We start from the raw sequence: 18,284 nt of genomic DNA, 5'->3' as shown, positions 1-18,284 counted from the left end.
CGGCCTCAGCGGCGCCGCGACAGATATTTCTGATACGCCTCGGCGGCGGCGGCCAGTTCGGGGCGCGCGTCGAGGACGGGCTGCATCTTCTGACGAGCCTGCTCCCGCTTGTAGGGCAGGAACTCGGTCGGGAAATCGCCCTCGTGCGGCTGATAGTCGCGCAGCACGCGACGCGCGACGGTGGCCTTGTGTACTTCGTCGACGCCGTCGGCGATGCCCATCGTCGGGGCGGAGGCGTACATCGCCTGAATCGGAGTGAGGTCGGTGGTTCCCAGCGACCCGAGGATGTGCAGGGCGTTGAACGAAACCTCGCGCAGGACTTTCGCCATCGTGAACTTCACGGCGGCGATCTCGGTGCGGGCCTCCTGCGTCGAGGTGTTGTCGATCTTCCACGCCGTCTCGAGGACGAACAGGCGCAGCATCTTGATCATCGCGTAGGACTCGGCGATCTTCTCCTGCACCATCTGGTGCTCGGAGATGACCTTGCCGTGCGACTCGCGGCTGAGCGCCCGCTCGCACATCATGTCGAAGGCGAGCTTGCACTGCGCGATCGTGCGCATGGCGTGGTGGATGCGTCCGCCGCCGAGTCGCCTCTGCGCCAACACCTTTGCGCCGTTCTCCGGGCCCAGCAGGTGGTCGAGCGGCACGCGCACATCGCGGTAGACGATGTGGTTGTGGTTGCGCGGCTCGGGCATGATCTCGACGCCGGGCGTCTTGCGCGGGACGACGAACATCCCGTTGGTACACATCACGAACAGGATGTCGGCGACCCGGCCTGCCGAGGTGAACCACTTCTCGCCATTGATCACCCATTCGTCGCCGTCGCGCACCGCGTGGGTCTTGAACAGGTTGGGGTCGCTGCCGCCTTGCGGTTCGGTCATCGAGTAGGCAGAAAACATGTCCTGGTTGAGCAGCGGTTTGAGCCACCGTTCTTTTTGTTCCTCCGTGCCGTAGGCGGCGAGCATCTCCATGTTCCCGGTGTCCGGAGCCGACGCGCCGAACATGTGGGGGGCGCCGGAGTAGCGGCCGATGATCTCGTTGAGCAGGCCGAGCTTGAGCTGTCCGAAACCGGGACCGCCGAGCTCCCTGTCGAGGAAGATCGCCCACAGGCCCTGGTCCTTGACCTCCTGCTGAAGCTCGCGGACGTATGCCTTGACCGCCGGATCGGGTGAGCGCACCGCATACGGGAAGATGTGGTCGAGAGGCTCGACCTTCTCTTCGCAGAACTGCCTGACCCAGTCGAGCTTGGATTGAAACTCCGGTTCGGTGCTGAAATCCCACGCCATGTTCGCAGTCTGTCACCACGCCGCTGGCGACAAGCGGCTATCTCGGCCTCGGTAACGCCGCAGTCTCGATCTGCGACCGATCCTGCATGCCGCAAGCCAAAGCGGGTAGCCGAGCGCTAGGAAGGACGTGACATGACTACGCGTGCGCTCACAGCGCTTCTGGTGACGGTGGCCGGCCTGCTGATGGCCGCACCACACGCTGCCGCATCGCCCGAGGACGACCTCTGCCGCAGCATGGCCTCGGTGGGGTTCACGGGCGACTGCGCGACCCTGACCACCCTCGCCCGGGACGTGTGCGCACAATTCGCACGCGGCGCCGACTCGACCGCCGTCGCCGAGAAACTGGACATCACCACCAAAGACGAGACCCTGTCGAACTTCATCGTGGCCGGGGCTCGGTTGTACCTCTGCCCGGAGCCCAAGCACGCGTGATCCGCCGGCGCGGTCGACGGCGCTAGACTCCGACGGCAATGAAAGCCGTTGCACGGCGTCGCGACGCCGCCCGGATCGCTGCCGCCGCAACCGTCGGGTTGATCTTGTTCGCCCTGGTGGGCTGTTCGGACTCGGAGAAGCCGCAAGCACCCCCCGCGACCTCCGCCGCGCCGGCCCCGGCCGCCGGACCACCCGCCGCCGAGCCACCACGCCGAGAGTTGGCATCCGATCCGGTGCACATCGCCGACGACCTGGTCGCCGACGAACGAGCGCTGCGGGACCCCTCGTCGACCGAAGCGGTGAAGAACGCGGCGGCACAGCGCCAGCAGTTGGCGTATCGGGCCATCGGGCGGCACCCCGACTGGGACCCGATCGTGCGGCCGCGGATTCCGCCGGAGTTGGTGAAGGTCTACGACCACAACGTCCACGCGCGGCGTGAACTCGGTGTGATGAGCCGGCCGAAGGACACGCTGCCCGCGTGGCGGATCGTTCCGCCCACACCGGTGGACGAACTGATGACCCACTACCGCGAGGCGGAAGCCGAGTTCGGCGTGCCATGGCACTATCTGGCGGCGATCAATCTCGTCGAGACCGCCTTCGGGCGCGTCGCCGGGGTGAGTACGGCGGGTGCCCAGGGGCCGATGCAGTTCATGCCGTCGACGTTCGCCGCGTTCGGGGCGGGCGGGGACATTCACTCGCCCCGTGACAGCATCATGGCGGCGGGACGCTACCTGTCTGCCAACGGTTTCACGCGGGACCGCGACTACGCGCTGTACCGCTACAACAACTCCAACAACTACGTGCGGGCGATCCACGACTACGCCGCGGTCATGGCGGCCGATCCTGCCGGCTTCGACACCTATCACCGCTGGGAGGTCTACTACCTGTCCACCGCCGGTGACGTGTTGCTACCGGTCGGCTACGCCGAGGCCACTCCCGTCCTCGCTGTCAATTACCTTGCCGCAACGGAGAAGCCGGCTCCCGACGTACAAATCTCGCAGCAGAGCGCGCAGATCCTCGAGCGGATGCTGGCGGTCAGGAACGGCGCGGCGCCACCGCAGCGGGCCGAGGTCATCTCTGGCGCGTTTCTCGGCACTCCGTATGGCGCAGACACTCTCGTCGGTTCGGCCGGCGAGCCGGAGCAGCTGGTGGTCGAACTGTCGAAGGTCGATTGCTTCACCTATGCCGATTACGTCGAGGCACTGAAGCGCGCGGGTAACCGCGACGAGTTCGTCGCCGCGCTGATCGATGTTCGCTACAAGGACGGCGCGGTGAGCTTTGCCAACCGCAAGCACTTCTTCACCGACTGGGCGGCCGCGACACCGGCGGTCGCGACCGACATCACAACCCGCTTGAGCGCCAAAGCGATTCAGGTCCAGAAGAACCTGAACCAGAAGGACTCCGGCGGCGTGTACCTGCCCGGTTTACCGGTCCTTCCCAGGACGGTGGCCTACATTCCGAGCGCGCAGTTCGACGACGCCGTGGTGAGCGGACTGCGAACCGGCGACTACATCGGAGCGTATGCCAAGGACGGCGGCCTCGACGTCACGCATGTCGGCATTTACGTCGAAACGCCGCGCGGTCCGGTGTTTCGGAACGCCTCATCACTTCCGGGCGACGCCGAGGTCGTCGACACCCCGCTGTTCGACTACGTGCGGACCGTTCCTGGGGTGGTGGTTATGCGGCCGGCGCAATAGGGCTCGGAAGTGGGGCTGCTCAGCCGGCCCGGCGGGCCCGACTGGCCACGACGGTCGTCGTGCCGAAGGGACCGCTGCGGAACTCGAGGGTGATTGCGGGGTCGGCATAGCGGGCGATCGCACGCAGCGCCGACCGGCTGTAAGAACGGAGCGAGCTGATCACCCCATCGTGTGCCAACGGGTTCAGCGCGGTGAGGGGTAGCGCCGGCGACAGCACCGCGACATGGATCGGGGATCGCCACCTGCGGAGGTCGATGATCAACATCTTCGTGGCGGCCCGGGTGCCTTCTGCGAACACCCGGGCGGCCTGTTCGGGCGGCAGGTGATGCAACGACAAAGCAAACACGGCAAGGTCGTAGGACCCGTCCGGGGCGTCGATCGCGGTCGCATCCATCTCGCGCACCGTGGCACGCGGATGGCTGCCGAGGTCGCCGGCGGCGATCGCCACGAACGCAGGGTCGATGTCGGTGACAGTCACGTGAGCGCCGGGGTGATCCCGGAGCAATTGTCGCGACAGCCCGCCGAGGCCGCATCCGAGTTCGAGGATCTTGGGTGCCGGGATGTCGGCAACTTCTCGAAGCGCCGATCGAGCGCACATCTTGTACGTACCGATGTACCGTCGCCGCCCTCTGCGGTCCAGTGCTTCGATGACCTTCCGCTTGAGATCATCGACGTCGTTGCGGTCCAGATACTCCAACCGGTCGGTCTGCAGTCGCCGGTCCAGCCAAGAAGCGTCCGGCCCGCCCCTGGGCATGTTCTGGATTTCGGCGGTTGGCGCGCCCATGTCGATCATCATGAATGACTTGCCCGTCGTTCAACGTCGAATGGCCCAACATCGGAGGGCAAATCCCCTGCCCGGTGCGGATACGCTTGCAGTCGTCGGCACGGGCATCCTCCCGAATAATTTGCGTTCGAAATATCTTGTGCGCGAGCCGCGATGCCGAAACACCGCCTTCCCATTCGATCGGCTTCATCCAGCCACCGACGGTGTCCGTTTCCGGGCATGTTCCCTGCTGGCGGTGTTAGCCTGACCCGGTTGGGAGGACGCGAAAGCTGCGCCGGATTCGCGCCTGCTGACTTGCCGGGTGCGCCGTTGAGTATGCCTCGGCCGAACGATCGGCAATGCGGTTCCAGCAGTGGATCCCATCGCCCGCGTGATCGGGGTTCGAATCATGGGATCTGACGGCACACAGACGAGGAAGATCCGGTCCTTCTCAGATATCGAGGCGGTGTGCCACCGCAATGACACCATCGTGACATTGTGCGGTGGTGGACTGGACAGCGCTTACCTGTTGGCCCAACTGGCCAAACTCGACACGCGCGTCTTCGCACTGTCGGTCGATCTGGGGGACGACTTCGACATCGGACGCTTTTCGCGCATCGCCGACAGGTTCGATGTGCGAATCACCCGTCTCGATTGCAGACACGAATTCGTCGAAGAGTTCGTGCAGCCAGCGATTCTCGCCGGCGGCAGATATCTCGGTCAACATCCGGTCAGTGCATCTCTGTCGCGACCGTTGATCGCCAGAGTCGGCGTGGAGTTCGCGCGATCGGTCGGCGCCAGGTGCCTGCTGCACACAGCCAACCAGTCGCAGAACAGCCTACGAAGGCTCAACGGCGCGATCTCAGATCTGGGTTTTGAAGGTCACTTCGGATCGCCCTACGAACTCGACGCGTTGTCGCGTGACTTCAAGCGCGTGGAACTTCAGGAGACGTTCGGTGTCGGCGGGTTTGCCGACCGGTTCTTGAGCACTGACACCAACCTGTGGTGCCGGGAGTTCGAAAGCGGAACCCTCGACGACCCCGAGGAATTCGAAGTCGATCGACATGTGTACCAATGGTCTATTGCTACGGACGCGCCGAGCCGCGTGATATCGCTGGGCTTTGAGCGCGGGCGCCTCGTGGCAGTGGATGGCCAACCGGTCACCAACGCCGTCGAATCGATTTCGAACCTCAACACCAGCGTCGGCCAGTACGGTATCGGGCGGTTCTGCAGTCTGGAGCATCTGGAAAGCGGCGAGAAGGTACTCGAGGTCCGCGAGGCCCCTGCGGCGGCGCTCGTCCTCGAGGGATTCGCACAACTGGCCTCGGCGACAGTCGAAGTGGACACTCTGCGCTGGATGCGCTCCGCCGGCGAGGCCCTGATCGTGGAGGCCGTCGAGGGTCGATGGTTCCGCGGCCTCCGTCAGGCCTTGCAGTCCTTCCTCGAAGTGAGCGCTCGAGCCGTCAGCGGGGAGGTGCGGTTCACCCTTCGCACAGGAGGGTTCGACCTCGAGGGCTTCAAAGCCGTATCACCCCTTTATATTCGAGATCGCGAGCAGTGGGAGTACCGCAAAGCCGCTGCGGCGAGGTCGGTCGCGGCGGTCCCGGGCGACGGCCTACCCCGTGCTGATTCGGAGATTCGCCTCGACGGCGAGAAGGGCCTGCACGTCCGCGAATACCTACCGCACGATGCTTCTGCGCAGCGCTCGTCACCGCGAGACCGTGGCACCGAGCGGGCCGAGGCTTCGATCTCGACTACGCCCCGGCTGATCGACTGAGCATGCCGTTGCGCGCCGACGACACGGGTGCCGACGCCGGTCACAGCGAGATCGGTGACATGGACCTTCGGGTGCGGGCACTGGAGAGCGTCCTTGTGGAGAAAGGGTACGTCGAACCTGCCGCACTCGACGAACTCATCGAAACCTACGAAACACGCATCGGCCCTCGCAACGGTGCTCGCGTGGTGGCCCGTGCCTGGATCGATCCGACCTATCGCGACTGGCTGCTGAGCGACGCCACAGCCGCGATCGCGTGGCTGGGTTACATGGGACGGCAGAGCGAACACATGGTCGCCGTGGAGAACACGCCTGCACGCCACAACCTGGTCGTCTGCACGCTGTGCAGTTGCTACCCGTGGGCGGTGTTGGGGCTTCCCCCCACCTGGTACAAGAGCGCGCCGTATCGGTCACGTGCGGTGCGCGACCCCCGCGGGGTTCTTGCCGAGTTCGGGGTGACCCTTCCGCTGCAGACGCAGATCCGGGTATGGGATTCAACGGCCGAAGTGCGTTATCTCGTGCTGCCGATGCGACCGGCCGGAAGTGAGGACCTGGACGAAGAACGTCTCGCCGCCTTGGTGACTCGCGATTCGATGATCGGCACGGGTCTGCCCCGCCAATCGGGAACGGTGCCGCATGACTGAGGCGTACGTCAACCGTGCCGATATCGGTGGCCGACTTCGGCAGGGTCGCATCGAGGTCGAGTCGGGACGCGAGATGTGGCGGGCGGCCTGGGAGCCACGGGTGTTCGCACTACAACTGTCGATGGGTGCCGCCGGAGTGTGGAACCTCGACATGACCCGCGCCGCGAGGGAGACACTGCCGGACTACGCGCAACGCAGCTATTACGAGGTGTGGTTCGCAGCGTTGGTCAATCAGCTCGGGGAACGCGACCTGATCTCACCCGACGAATTGGCCAGCGGCCGATCCTTGAATGCGCCACCTGCGTTGCCCCGCATCCTGCGTGCGGGCGACGTGCGAACGGTGCAGGCGCGTGGGGCGCCCACCGCGCGGTTCGCAACCAGCGCTCCGCGGTTCGCAGTCGGCCAGCGCGTGCGCACGACGGCTGCGCCGGCCCCCCATCACACCAGGCTCCCCGGGTATGCGCGGGGCAAGAGTGGCGTGATCGAGCAGGTGCACGGGGTGCACGTGTTCGCCGACACGAACGCGAGTGGTCGGGGCGAACAGCCGCGGTGGCTCTACGGCGTGGTGTTTTGCGGTACAGAGTTGTGGCCGGACGCCGAGCCCACATTGACGGTGTCCATCGACGCGTGGGAACCGTATCTGGAGGCAGGGTGACCACCAACGAATGGTCGTCGGAGACCACAGGCATCGACCAGCGGGTATTCGCTGAGCCCTGGCAGGCGAGGGCTTTCGCGATCGTGGTCCTACTGCATGAGCGCGGTCTGTACAGCTGGACCGAGTGGAGCGAGGCACTGGCCGCCCGCATCGAAAGTGGTTGCTGCGATGACGTTTCCAGCCTCGACGGCTCCTACTACCACCATTGGTTGGATGCGCTCGAAGACCTGCTGACGCGCAGGGGAATCGACCCGAGTGAGACCGAACGCTGGCGTGATGCGTGGCGACACGCGGCAAGGCGCACACCGCACGGCGATCCGATCGAGGTGCATGCCGCCGATTTCGGCGCCTCGCCTCCCGCGCGTGACGGCGCCTACCCCGGCGGCTTGCGGGCCGAAACGACAACGTAGTCGGCGATCCCGCTTCCCCGCTCCCACATCTGCACGCCTCGGCACTGCGCGCGGTCGTCCTCTGACACTTCGACGACCACCTCACGCATGCCCTTCTTCTCCTCGATTCGCTGGCGCGCGTACTCCGCCATCGCGGGGTACACGTCTTCCCTGATCGACTCCACGAGCACATCGTCGAAGCCCGCGGCCGCCAGCCGCCGCGGATACTCCTCTCGGTCATAGAAATTGGCCTCGGGATAATGTCCGCACTTTCGGCCGAATCTGGTCGATCGGCTGGATTTCTGGCCCGGCATCGGGAGCATGTCGGTGAGCGCGATGGCGCCTCCCGGTTTGAGGACTCGCAACGCCTCACGCAGGAACTCATCGCGGGTGTCGAAGTGGAAAGCGGATTCCAGGGCCACCACCTTGTCGAACGACTCGTCGGCGAATTCCATTGCGGTAGCGGAGCCGAGGCGAATGTCGATCCGGTCCTCGAGTCCACGCTTGGCGACGGTTTCTCTGCCTTTGTCGACGTGGACAGGTGTGATGTCGATGCTGGTGATATGAGAGACGCCGAAACGATCGAGCAGAACGAAGTCCTGCTCACCGAACCCCGCGCCGACGTCGAGGACGCTGTCGCCAGGCTGCAGTCCCGCGCGCGCGCCCAATAGTTCGACCATCGCGACACAGGCGTCGGGATAGGTGCGTGCGGATTTCCAGTAGCCGAGGTTGAGCCACAACGGCTTGGAGCTGTCGGCGTATCCCCCACTCATGAAGTCGATGACGTCGTCGCCGAGCATCGTGTAGTAGGCCGCGGCATCCTTCTGCCGGACCAGGGTGACGGAGTGGACGGCGGTCAAGAACCCCCAGTAGATCGAAAGGGCGAGTCGACGCATGTGGTCCTCCTGGGGCTAAAGCAATCCGAGCCGCTGCAAGTCGGTGACGTATTTGGTGATGATCGGCGCCGAGATGTGCGGAATGTCGGCGATGCCCTCGTGGAGCGAGAACTCCGCCGCCTGTACCGCGGCACGGAACCGATCAGTGGGTGCGAAAGCCCCGCGGGTCGGTTCGGGCAGCTCGAACTGATCCGACGGACGCGACCGCAACATGTGCAGTACCGAGTGCTCCCGCTGCCGATCCGGCAGCTCACTGAGTGCGGTTTCGAATCGCCTCACCCACTCCGTGAAGTCACCGATGCGCTGGATCGGGTAACCGGCCTCGATCAGCCAGTCGACGTACTCGTCGGGTCCGATGCCGTCATCGTGCGGGTTCATAACGTGATAGGTCTCGAATCCGTCGATGAGCGGGGCACCCAGCGACGCGATCGCCTTGGCGACGAAATCCACGGGCAACGCGTCGAAGTGGGCACGTTGACGCTTGCCCTCCGCGTCGAGCGGGAAGAACGAGCCGGGCGCGATGCCGGTGGCGACCAGGCTCAGCACCATCCGGGTGACCGTGTCCGACACGTTGACCTGACCCCCGTATGTGGGTTCGGCCAGGATGACGTCACACCGGAACACCCCGACCGGCAGCCCGCACAGATCGTGGGCTTCGCGCAGCAGCACCTCACCCGCCCATTTGCTTGTGGCGTAGCCGTTTCCGTAGCTGCCATCGATGGCGCGGGTCGGGCTGATGAGGCGGATGTCGGCATCCTCGGTGAAGACTGAGGGATCGATCTGCGTTCTCACATCGGCGGTCGAGACGAAACTGTAGGACTTGAGTCTGGTGGTGAGGGCGAATCGAATCAGCTCGGCGGTACCCACCACGTTGGGCCCGAACAGCTCGCTGTAGGGCAGAACACCGTTGACCAGAGCCGCGGGATCGACGATCCGGTCGACGGTCTCGGCGAGACACTCCCAGAGCTCGTCGTCCAGTCCGAGGCGGGCCTCGCTCTTGTCGCCGGCGATGACCTCCAGGTGATCGGTGGCCAACGCCTGGAAGTGTTGCAGCAGAACGGGATCCCCGCTGTCGAAAGTCTTCTCCAGACGGGCCCGCGCGTCGGCGTCGGATTCGCCTCGCACAAGACAGATGAGCGTGCCGTCGATCGCCGCCATCCGCTCCAGCCACTGCAAGGTCAGGTAACGCCCGAGGAATCCGGTGGCGCCGGTGAGCAGCACTGTCCTGGCGTCGGCGCGGGGGCCCGGCAGCGTCGGCGCCGCGGTCAGGGTTGCGGTATCGATGAACCTGGCGAGCTTGAGATCCGCGGCGCGGACCTCGGTGCAATCACGGCCGTGTACGGCTGCATACAGCGCTCTGACACCGGTCTTCTGGTCGGTCTTGTGCCTGTCGAGTTGGGCGCACAAGCCGCTTACAGAGGGAGCGTCGAAGAGGACGGGCACCGGAAGGTCGGCATCGAATGCCGTGTTCACACTGGCGATCAGGCGCATCGCGGACAGCGAGTCACCCCCGAGGTCGAAGAACGAGTCGTCGACGCCGACCCGGTCCAGCCCCAGAATGCCGGCGTAGATACCGGCCAACGTCTCCTCCATCGGACCGGTCGGCGCGCGATACCCGCCGGCGGTGTACTGCGGTGCAGGCAACGCGCGTTGGTCGAGTTTGCCGTTGACCGTCAGAGGCAGCGTCGTCACCGCGACGACCGCGGCTGGCACCATGTAGGGCGGTAGCCGTTTCGCGAGCGCGCTGCGCGCCCCGGGCAGGTCCACTGAGCCCGTCGCAGTCTCGATGACGTAGCCGACGAGGCGTCGGTCACCGGGGCGGTCTTCCCGGACGGTCACGACCGCCTGCTCGACACCCTCCAGCGCGGCCAACGCGGCCCGCACCTCACCGAGTTCGATGCGGTAACCGCGGATCTTGACCTGCTCGTCGATACGTCCCACGAACTGAAGTTGCCCGTCCGTGCGCCATCGCACGAGATCTCCTGTGCGATACATCCGTTGACCGACTGCCCCGTCGCCGACGAACGGGCATGCCACGAACCGTGAGGCGGTCAAACCGGCCCGGCGCCAATACCCGCAGCCCACTCCGGCACCGGCCACATACAGTTCCCCGACGGACCCGACGGGCACCGGCCGCAGCCACCCGTCCAGGACGAAGAACGCCGATCCGCCCACCGGCGAGCCGATCGGCGGCACTCCCGACCCCACCGCCAGCGGCGCGCTCATGGACGTATACACGGTCGTTTCGGTGGGACCGTACGAGTGGACCATCACCCGCCCGGATGCCCACCGATCCACCACCTCGGCGGGGCAGACCTCGCTGGCGGCCACCAACGTCACCCCGTCGAGCCCCTGCGGCGACATCATCGCGACCGCCGACGGCGTCAGGAGCAGCACGCTGACGTCTTCGGCCATCAGTAGGGCGCGCAGATCCTCGGGTGAGCGGCCCACCGACTCGGGCACCACGACGAGCCGCCCACCACGTAGCAGAGCACCCCACATCTCCCACGCCGATACATCGAAGGCCAGCGAATGCCATTGTGACCACACCTGTTCGGGCGCAAGCCACTGGTCCAGCGACCTCAGCAACTGGGTCAGATTGTGATGGGTGATGGCCACCCCCTTGGGTGCACCGGTCGTCCCGGAGGTGTACATCAGGTAGGCGACATCGTCGGCGTTCGGTATCGGCAGATTCGTTGCCGGATAGGTTTCGAGGTGAGGAGCGTCGACATCGATGACCGTGATGTCGTACTCGCCCAGCCGATCGGCGAGCCCGGCGCTGGTGATCGCGGCGACCGGCCGCGCATCGGCGAGCATGAAACCGATGCGGGCCGCCGGCAGCGCCGGATCGATCGGGAGATAGGCGGCCCCCGTTTTGAGCACCGCCGCAATCGCGGTGACCGCTTGCAGGGAACGAGAGAGCAGCAGCGCCACACATTCGCCTGGGCCGGCACCGTGATCGACCAGCAGGTGCGCGAGCCGGTTGGCGGCTTCATCGAGTTCGCGATAAGTCAGTGAGCGGCCCTCGAAAGTGACCGCCACCTCCTCGGGCGTTTTCGCCACCTGCACAGCGAATGCCGCCGGGATCGACACGTGCGTCGCAGGCGGCTGGGTCAACACCGCGCGATGGCCGATCTGATCCAATCGGGTGTGCTCGACATCGTCGAGTACGTCCACCGACGAAACACGCTGGCGCGGACCGGTCGTCATCGCGACCATCACCCGCTGGAAACGCTGGATCAACGCCTGGATACGTTCGCGATCGAAGACGTCTGTGTCGAATTCGAAGCGAAGGCCCAGTCGAGGACCGGGACTGGCTTGCACCGTCATTGGGTAGTGGTTGTATTCGCGGCTGGCGAACTCGGTGACGGCCAAACCGTCGGCATCGGAGAGGGCTGCGGTGTCGATGGGGTAGTTCTCGTACACGAACACCGTGTCGAAAAGCTGGTCGTGGCCGGTGATCCGGTGGATCTCGGGTAGCGCCAAGTGCTGATGTTCGAGTGTGTCCTTGTGGGCGCCGTGCATGTGCTCGATCAGGTCGGTGATGGAGGCCTGTGCGGTGACATTCGCCCGCACCGGAACGGTGTTGATCAGCAGGCCCACCATCGACTCCGCACCTGGCAGTTCGGCGGGGCGACCCGAGACCACCGTGCCGAAGGCGACATCGTTCTGGCCGGTGAGCCACATCAGTAGTTGGGCCCATGCGGCTTGCAGCACGATGTTGGTGGTGGTGTGGTGGGATCGTGCCAATTCGCTGATGTCGCGGGTGATTTCGGCCGGTATCTGGAAGGTTTCCACGGCGCGGGGCCCGAGCCTGGAGCGGTCGGGCAAGCCGACCAATGTGGGGGTGTCAAACCCGGCGAACACCTCGAGCCACGCCGCGCGCGCAGCGTCGCGATCCCGCTCGGCCAACCAGGTGGCGTACCTGCGATACGACCCCGGTGCGCCGAGCCACTGCCCGTGATAGGCGGCGAACACTTCGCCGAGGAGGATCGGCAGCGACCAGCCGTCCATCACGATGTGGTGATACGTCAGCACCAAACGGTGCCGATCGTGTGCGGTGCGGATCAAAGCGGCACGAACGGCGGGCGGATGCGCCAGGTCGCTGACCGCGGCGCGTTCCTCGGCGCTGATCTGCTCGATCTGCTCCGTATGCTCATGAGAAGCGGTTTGCGCTGCCGCCAAATCGACGTGGCGCCAGGCCATGACGGGATCGGCGGGGATGATCTGCACCGGCTCCCCGGACTGCGCCCAGAAGCGGGCCGCCAGATGAGGGTGGCGTTTGACCACGGTGCGCATCGCCTCGCGTAACCGATGGTCGTCCAGCCGACCACTCAGCGTGATGTCCAGCTGCATCGCGTAAACATCGTCGCCGCCACCATGTGTGGCGACGGCGTGGAAGAACAATCCCTGCTGCAACGGCGTCAGTGGCAGGATGTCGGCGATGTCGTAGCGCTGGGCGAGGTCGTCGATCTGGTGTTGGGTCAACCGGGCCGGTGCGATGTCGGAGGGGGTGAGGCCGCCGCCGCCTGCGTGGACGTGGGTGCAGATGCCGGTGAGGGCTTGGAACCAGAGTTGGTTGAGTCGGTGGATGTGTTCGGGGGTCAGGGTTGAGGGTGCCCATGTCCAGTGGGCGTGTAGTTGTGGTCCGGTGCCGGTGTCGGTGGTGGCGGCGTTGATTTCGATGGTGTGGGTCAACGGGATTGCGGTGGCGGCCGCGGTGGCGGCCACTGTGCCGCTGTGTTCGGCGATGCGCCACACCTGATCCGACAATTGTGGTGCGGTGGTGCTGAGTCGGCCCAGGTAGTTGAAACCGATCGGGGGATCGTGCTCGGGTAGCTCGATGTCGGGGTTCAGGTAGCGCAGCAGACCGTAGGTCAGTGGGTCGGGCAGAGCACGAAGTTGTTCTTTGGCGTCTTTGACCAGCGCACCCAGGCCGGCATCACCTGCGGTGACCTGCGCCCACGACAATCGACAGATATCCAGGGCCACAGGGTATTTGGTGGTGAACCAGCCCACCGTACGAGTCAGATCCACCCCGGCAGCGATACCCTCATCACGGCCATGGCCCTCCACATCGATACCCACCGGCCCACCGGCACCAACAAACTCACCCACCGCTATCGCCAAAGCGATCAACAAAATCTCGTGGACCCCGGTGTGAAACGCCGCAGCCACCTGCCCCACCAACACCGCAGTGGTCTCGGTATCCAACGACACCGACCACTGCCCAGCACCGGCATATGTATCCACCGGCTGGGGCGGCGGCAGTGCAGCCCCAGCCGCCGATACCTGCCGCCAGGCCGCCGCGTGGCTGAGCACTTCCGGGCTGCGGGCATGCTCGGCCAGCAGTGCCGACCAGCGGGCAAACGAGGTCCCCACCACCGCCAGATCGACCGGCTGCCCACTACGGCGCTGAGCCCAGGCGATATTGAGATCCTCGACCAGGATCTGCCACGACACCGCATCAACAGCCAAATGATGAACAATCAACACCAACTGCCGTGTCACACTCACCCACAGGGCACTCACCATCACGCCAGCGGCCGGATCCAATCGTGACCGCGCCGCCACCAACGCCTCATCGGAGAACACCTGCACCGACTGCACACACCGACCGGCATCCACCGACCCGGGTTCAGCCACGACGAATGACCATCCGCCCTCGCCGTCACGCTGGGCGCGTAGCCGCAACATCGCATGCCGGTCCACCAACGCCTGCAACACCGCGGCCACATCGGACTCGCCCACCCCATCGGGGGCCTGCACCACCACCGTCTGGTTGAACTCGTCTATCGGGCCGCCCCGGTGGGTCAACCACCTCATGATCGGAGTAGCGGCCACCGGCCCGGTGCCCTCATCGACCGGCCCGGCGCCCTGAACCGACTCGATCACCCGCGCCAGCCGGGCCACCGTCTGCTCGACGAAGATGTCACGCGGACGACACACCAACCCCGCCGCACGCGCCCGGGCCACCACCTGCATCGAGGAGATGCTGTCCCCACCCAGATCGAAGAACGAATCATCAACCCCCACCCGATCCAGGCCCAACACCTCGGCATAGATCCCGGCCAACACCTCCTCAACGGCATCAGTGGGCGCGCGGTGTCCCGCCGCGGCGTATTCGGGTGCCGGTAACGCACGGGTGTCGAGTTTGCCGTTAACGTTCATCGGTAGCGCGTCGATGACCACCACTGCGGCGGGCACCATATACGCCGGCAGCCGCTCGGCCAGCGCGCTGCGCGCTTGGCTCACATCGACCGTGCAGCCCGGTGTTTGGGTGACATAACCCACCAGGCGCTTATCACCGGGACGGTCCTCCCGCGCGATCACCGCCGCCTGCTCCACCCCGTCGAGTCCGAGCAGTGCGGACTGGATCTCGCCGAGTTCGATGCGATACCCACGAACCTTGACCTGCTCATCAACCCGACCCAAATAATCAAGCTGCCCATCAGCACGCCACCGCACCACATCCCCGGTGCGATACATCCGCGACCCCGGCAACCCGAACGGACACGCCACGAACCGCGCGGCAGTCAGCTCCGGTCTGCGCACGTAACCCAGGCCGACCCCGCGCCCGGCTATATACAACTCGCCCACCACGCCCGTCGGCACGTGTCGTAGCGCGCCGTCGAGTACGAAGAACGCCGCCCACGCCGTCGGGGAGCCGATCGGCGGCGCCCCTGAACCGGGTGTCAACGGAGCGCTCTTCGCTGCCCACATCGTGGTCTCCGTCGGGCCGTAGACGTTGACCATCACCCGACCCGGAGCCCACCGGTCCACCAGCTCGGCTGGGCAGGGCTCGGCACCGATGACGAGCGCGGCCGAGCCCAGTCCATCGGGTGACAGCATCCCCACGGCGGAGGGAGTCTGGGTCAACACGGTGACCTGTTGTCTGACCAGTAGCGCGTGGAAGTCTTGCGGGGAGCGCGCGACCGAGTCAGATACCACGACCAAGCGGCCACCGAAAAGCAAGGCGCCCCATATCTCCCATACCGAGAAATCGAAGGCGTAGGAATGGAATTGCGTCCACACCTGCCCCGGCGCCAGCTCCACTCCGATTTCCAGAGAGTCGAACAGCTGGACGACGTTGTAGTGGGTGACGGTGACTCCTTTGGGCGCACCGGTCGTGCCCGAGGTGTAGATGATGTGCGCCAGATCGTCCGGCGCGGGATGGGGCAGATCGGTACCAGCTTGGTCGGCAATGCGTGGATCGCCGATGTCGATGATCTCGACGGTGCACCCGCCGAGCAGTGCGCGGAGGTCGGCCGTGGTGACCGCGGCGATCGGGGCGGCATCTGTGATCATGAAGTCGATCCGCGACGCCGGCAGGGCCGGATCGATGGGCAAGTACGCGGCCCCGACCTTCAGCACTGCCAGGATTGCGACGACCGCCTCTGCTGAGCGCGGAAGAAGCAGTGCCACAGTCTGTCCCGGTCCTGCTCCACACGCGGCCAGGAAGTGCGCCAAGCGGTTGGCCGCCAGATTCAACTCGCGGTATGTCATCGACCGGTCTTCGAAGGTGACTGCCAGCGCGTCGGGGAACCGGGCGACCTGGTCGGCGAACCGTGCCGGAACGGACACCGGTGTGGGGGGCTCGGTCAGCATCGCGCGGTTGCCGAACCCATCCAGCCGGGAGTGCTCGGCGTCATCGAGTAGGTCGATCGACGAGATTCGTTGTGCCGGGTCGGCGCAAATCGCCGTCAACACGCGCTCAAAGCGTCGGATCAGCTTTTCGATGCTCGCCGCATCGAACACGTCGGTGCGAAACTCGACCGTGCCGCCGACTCCCGCGGGCTCGCCCTTGTCGTTCCAACGTTCCGCCAGCGAGATCGCCAGATCCATACGGGCGGTGTGGGTCTCGACCGGCACCGACGCGATCTGAAGACCTTCCAACGCCAATCCGGAGGTCAGATCGGTATCTCCGGCGAACTGCCAGCCCAACATCACTTGGATCACGGGATGATGCGCCAACGACCTGGACGGGTTGAGCCGCTCGACGAGCACTTCGAAAGGCACGTCTTGGTTCTCGAAGGCCTCGAGGCTGCGCTGGCGCACCTGAGCCAACAGGTCAGCTACGTCGGGATCACCGCTCAGGTCGACGCGAAGCACCAACGTGTTGACGAAGAAGCCGACCAGTTCCGCGAGTGCGGGGTCGCGCCGCCCGGCGATCGGGAAACCGACGGCCACCTCGGGACAGCCGCTGATCTTCGAGAGCAGCACCGCCAGCGCGGCCTGCAGCAGCATGAAGCTGGTCACGTTGTGCTCGCGCGCCACTCGTCCGACGGTCTGCTGCAACTCGGCTGACCAATCCACCACCAAGCTCGCGCCACGCTGATCGGCCACCGGCGGATAGGGGCGGTCGGTGGGCAGTGGCAGGTGCTCGGGCAGGCCGGCCAGCGTCCGCTCCCAGTAGGCCAGCTGCGCGCAGATGGGGCTTTGGTCGTCGTCGAGATCGCCCAGGAGTTGGCGCTGCCACAGGGTGTAATCGACGTACTGCACCGGCAGTGGATCCCAGTCGGGGCACAGTCCAGCCGATCGACTGGTGTAAGCGACGGTGAGATCCCTGATCAACGGCAGGATCGACAGACCGTCGGCGGCGATGTGGTGTGCGACGGCCACCAGCACATGCTCATGGTCATCAACTCGGAAAAGCTTGGCCCGCAATGGGATCTCGGATGTCAGGTCGAAGCCCTGCTGCGCCAACGCGCTGAGGGCCTCGTCGAGGCGTGGCGGCGACCACCCGACGGCATCGACGACCTCCCACCCGAAGTCGGCCCGCTCGGGCGGCAGCACCAGCTGCCGGGGCGATCCGTCGGTGGCGGGAAGCAGCGTGCGAAGGCTTTCGTGGCGGGCCACCACATCGGCCAGGGCTGCGCCGAACGCCTCACGATCGAGGTCGCCGCTCAACCGCAACGCCGCCGCCATGTTGTACACCGGTGAGGGACCCTGCAATTGGTCGACGAACCACAACCGCTGCTGGGCGTAGGACAGCGGCACCACCGCCGGTCGCTTCATGGGGGCCAAGGGGTGTAGCCCGCGTGATCCCACGCCGACCCGGAGCGCCAGCTGGGCGACCGTGGGTGCCTCGAAGACGGTGGGCACCGAAAGATCGGCGCTCAAAGTGGAATTGACGGTGGCCGACAGCCGCATCGCGAGCAACGAATCGCCACCCAGATCGAAGAAGGAGTCGTCCACTCCGACACGTTCCAGGCCCAGCACCTCGGCGTAGATCCCGGCCAGGATCTCCTCGACGGCGTTGGCGGGGGGTCGATACCCGTCACCGCCCTGGGATTCGGGTGGAGGTAGGGCGTGGGTGTCGAGTTTGCCGTTGGGTGTCAACGGCAGCGCTTCGATCACGACGATCGCCGCCGGCACCATATAGGAAGGTAGCCGCTCGGCCAGCTGCGCACGCACTGCAGACGGCTCGGCTGTTCCGGTGATGTAGCCGACCAGCCGCTTCTCGCCGGGGCGGTCCTCACGGGCGATCACCGCCGCCTGTCCCACCCCGTCCAGTTGTGCCAGCACGGAGTGGATCTCGCCGAGTTCGATGCGGTAGCCGCGGATCTTGACCTGCTCATCGACCCGACCCAGGTAGTCGAGCTGCCCGTCGGCCCGCCACCGCACCACATCGCCCGTGCGATACATCCGCGTCCCCGGTGATCCGAACGGACACGCCACAAACCGTGCTGCCGTCAACCCAGGGCGGCCCACATAGCCCGCCCCCACCCCCGCACCGGCGACGTAC

10 protein-coding genes and 1 pseudogene are annotated in these 18,284 nt (G+C 65.7%); 7 read left to right on the top strand and 4 right to left on the bottom strand.

Annotated features, from left to right (window positions below; translation table 11 throughout):
- Window positions 1-5 precede the first annotated feature (5 nt).
- Complete coding sequence (locus AU197_RS17695; protein WP_064404001.1) at window positions 6-1,286, bottom strand: acyl-CoA dehydrogenase family protein; 1,281 nt, start codon at window positions 1,284-1,286, stop codon at window positions 6-8.
- Window positions 1,287-1,418: 132 nt separating this feature from the next.
- On the opposite strand from AU197_RS17695, the gene AU197_RS17690 reads away from it, so the two are divergent.
- From AU197_RS17690 to AU197_RS26670, 3 genes and pseudogenes are all read left to right on the top strand, one after another.
- Window positions 1,419-1,718, top strand: a complete 300-nt coding sequence (locus AU197_RS17690) for a DUF732 domain-containing protein (protein ID WP_064404000.1) — start codon at window positions 1,419-1,421, stop codon at window positions 1,716-1,718.
- 38 nt (window positions 1,719-1,756) lie between these two features.
- Window positions 1,757-2,683 (top strand): annotated as a pseudogene (locus tag AU197_RS26675) (lytic transglycosylase domain-containing protein); the annotation flags it as partial.
- A gap of 27 nt (window positions 2,684-2,710) precedes the next feature.
- Window positions 2,711-3,415 carry a DUF1460 domain-containing protein gene (locus tag AU197_RS26670; protein WP_502687890.1) on the top strand — a complete coding sequence of 235 codons (705 nt, stop codon included), beginning with the start codon at window positions 2,711-2,713 and terminating at the stop codon, window positions 3,413-3,415.
- 19 nt (window positions 3,416-3,434) lie between these two features.
- Here the strand turns inward: AU197_RS26670 and AU197_RS17680 are convergent, their stop codons facing one another.
- Entirely contained in the window at window positions 3,435-4,211 is a 777-nt protein-coding gene (locus AU197_RS17680; protein ID WP_156434466.1) for a class I SAM-dependent methyltransferase, read from the bottom strand.
- Window positions 4,212-4,587: 376 nt separating this feature from the next.
- On the opposite strand from AU197_RS17680, the gene AU197_RS17675 reads away from it, so the two are divergent.
- From AU197_RS17675 to AU197_RS17660, 4 genes are read left to right on the top strand one after another with little or no spacing between them, the layout of a single operon-like run.
- Complete coding sequence (locus tag AU197_RS17675) at window positions 4,588-5,955, top strand: argininosuccinate synthase-related protein (protein WP_082696745.1); 1,368 nt, start codon at window positions 4,588-4,590, stop codon at window positions 5,953-5,955.
- Between the two features lie 2 nt (window positions 5,956-5,957).
- Window positions 5,958-6,596, top strand: a complete 639-nt coding sequence (gene nthA, locus AU197_RS17670) for a nitrile hydratase subunit alpha (protein WP_064403997.1) — start codon at window positions 5,958-5,960, stop codon at window positions 6,594-6,596.
- The gene (gene nthB, locus AU197_RS17665) at window positions 6,589-7,251 is read left to right on the top strand and encodes a nitrile hydratase subunit beta (protein ID WP_064403996.1); all 663 of its coding nucleotides are present in this window, start codon (window positions 6,589-6,591) and stop codon (window positions 7,249-7,251) included. Before nthA ends, nthB begins: the two co-directional genes overlap by 8 nt.
- On the top strand, window positions 7,248-7,661 hold the full coding sequence (locus tag AU197_RS17660) for a nitrile hydratase accessory protein (RefSeq protein ID WP_082696729.1): 414 nt from the start codon (window positions 7,248-7,250) through the stop codon (window positions 7,659-7,661). Before nthB ends, AU197_RS17660 begins: the two co-directional genes overlap by 4 nt.
- Here the strand turns inward: AU197_RS17660 and AU197_RS17655 are convergent.
- Both AU197_RS17655 and AU197_RS17650 read right to left on the bottom strand, forming a co-directional pair.
- On the bottom strand, window positions 7,625-8,536 hold the full coding sequence (locus tag AU197_RS17655) for an SAM-dependent methyltransferase (protein WP_064403995.1): 912 nt from the start codon (window positions 8,534-8,536) through the stop codon (window positions 7,625-7,627). The genes AU197_RS17660 and AU197_RS17655 overlap by 37 nt on opposite strands.
- 15 nt (window positions 8,537-8,551) lie before the next feature.
- A partial coding sequence (locus AU197_RS17650; RefSeq protein WP_156434465.1) for a non-ribosomal peptide synthetase occupies window positions 8,552-18,284 on the bottom strand: 9,733 nt, incomplete at its 5' end.

Source organism: Mycobacterium sp. IS-1590 (assembly GCF_001500025.1).
In the GTDB taxonomy this organism is placed as follows: Bacteria; Actinomycetota; Actinomycetes; order Mycobacteriales; family Mycobacteriaceae; genus Mycobacterium.
The sequence above is the reverse complement of the archived record's forward strand: the minus strand, read 5'-3'. Positions and strand labels throughout refer to the sequence as shown.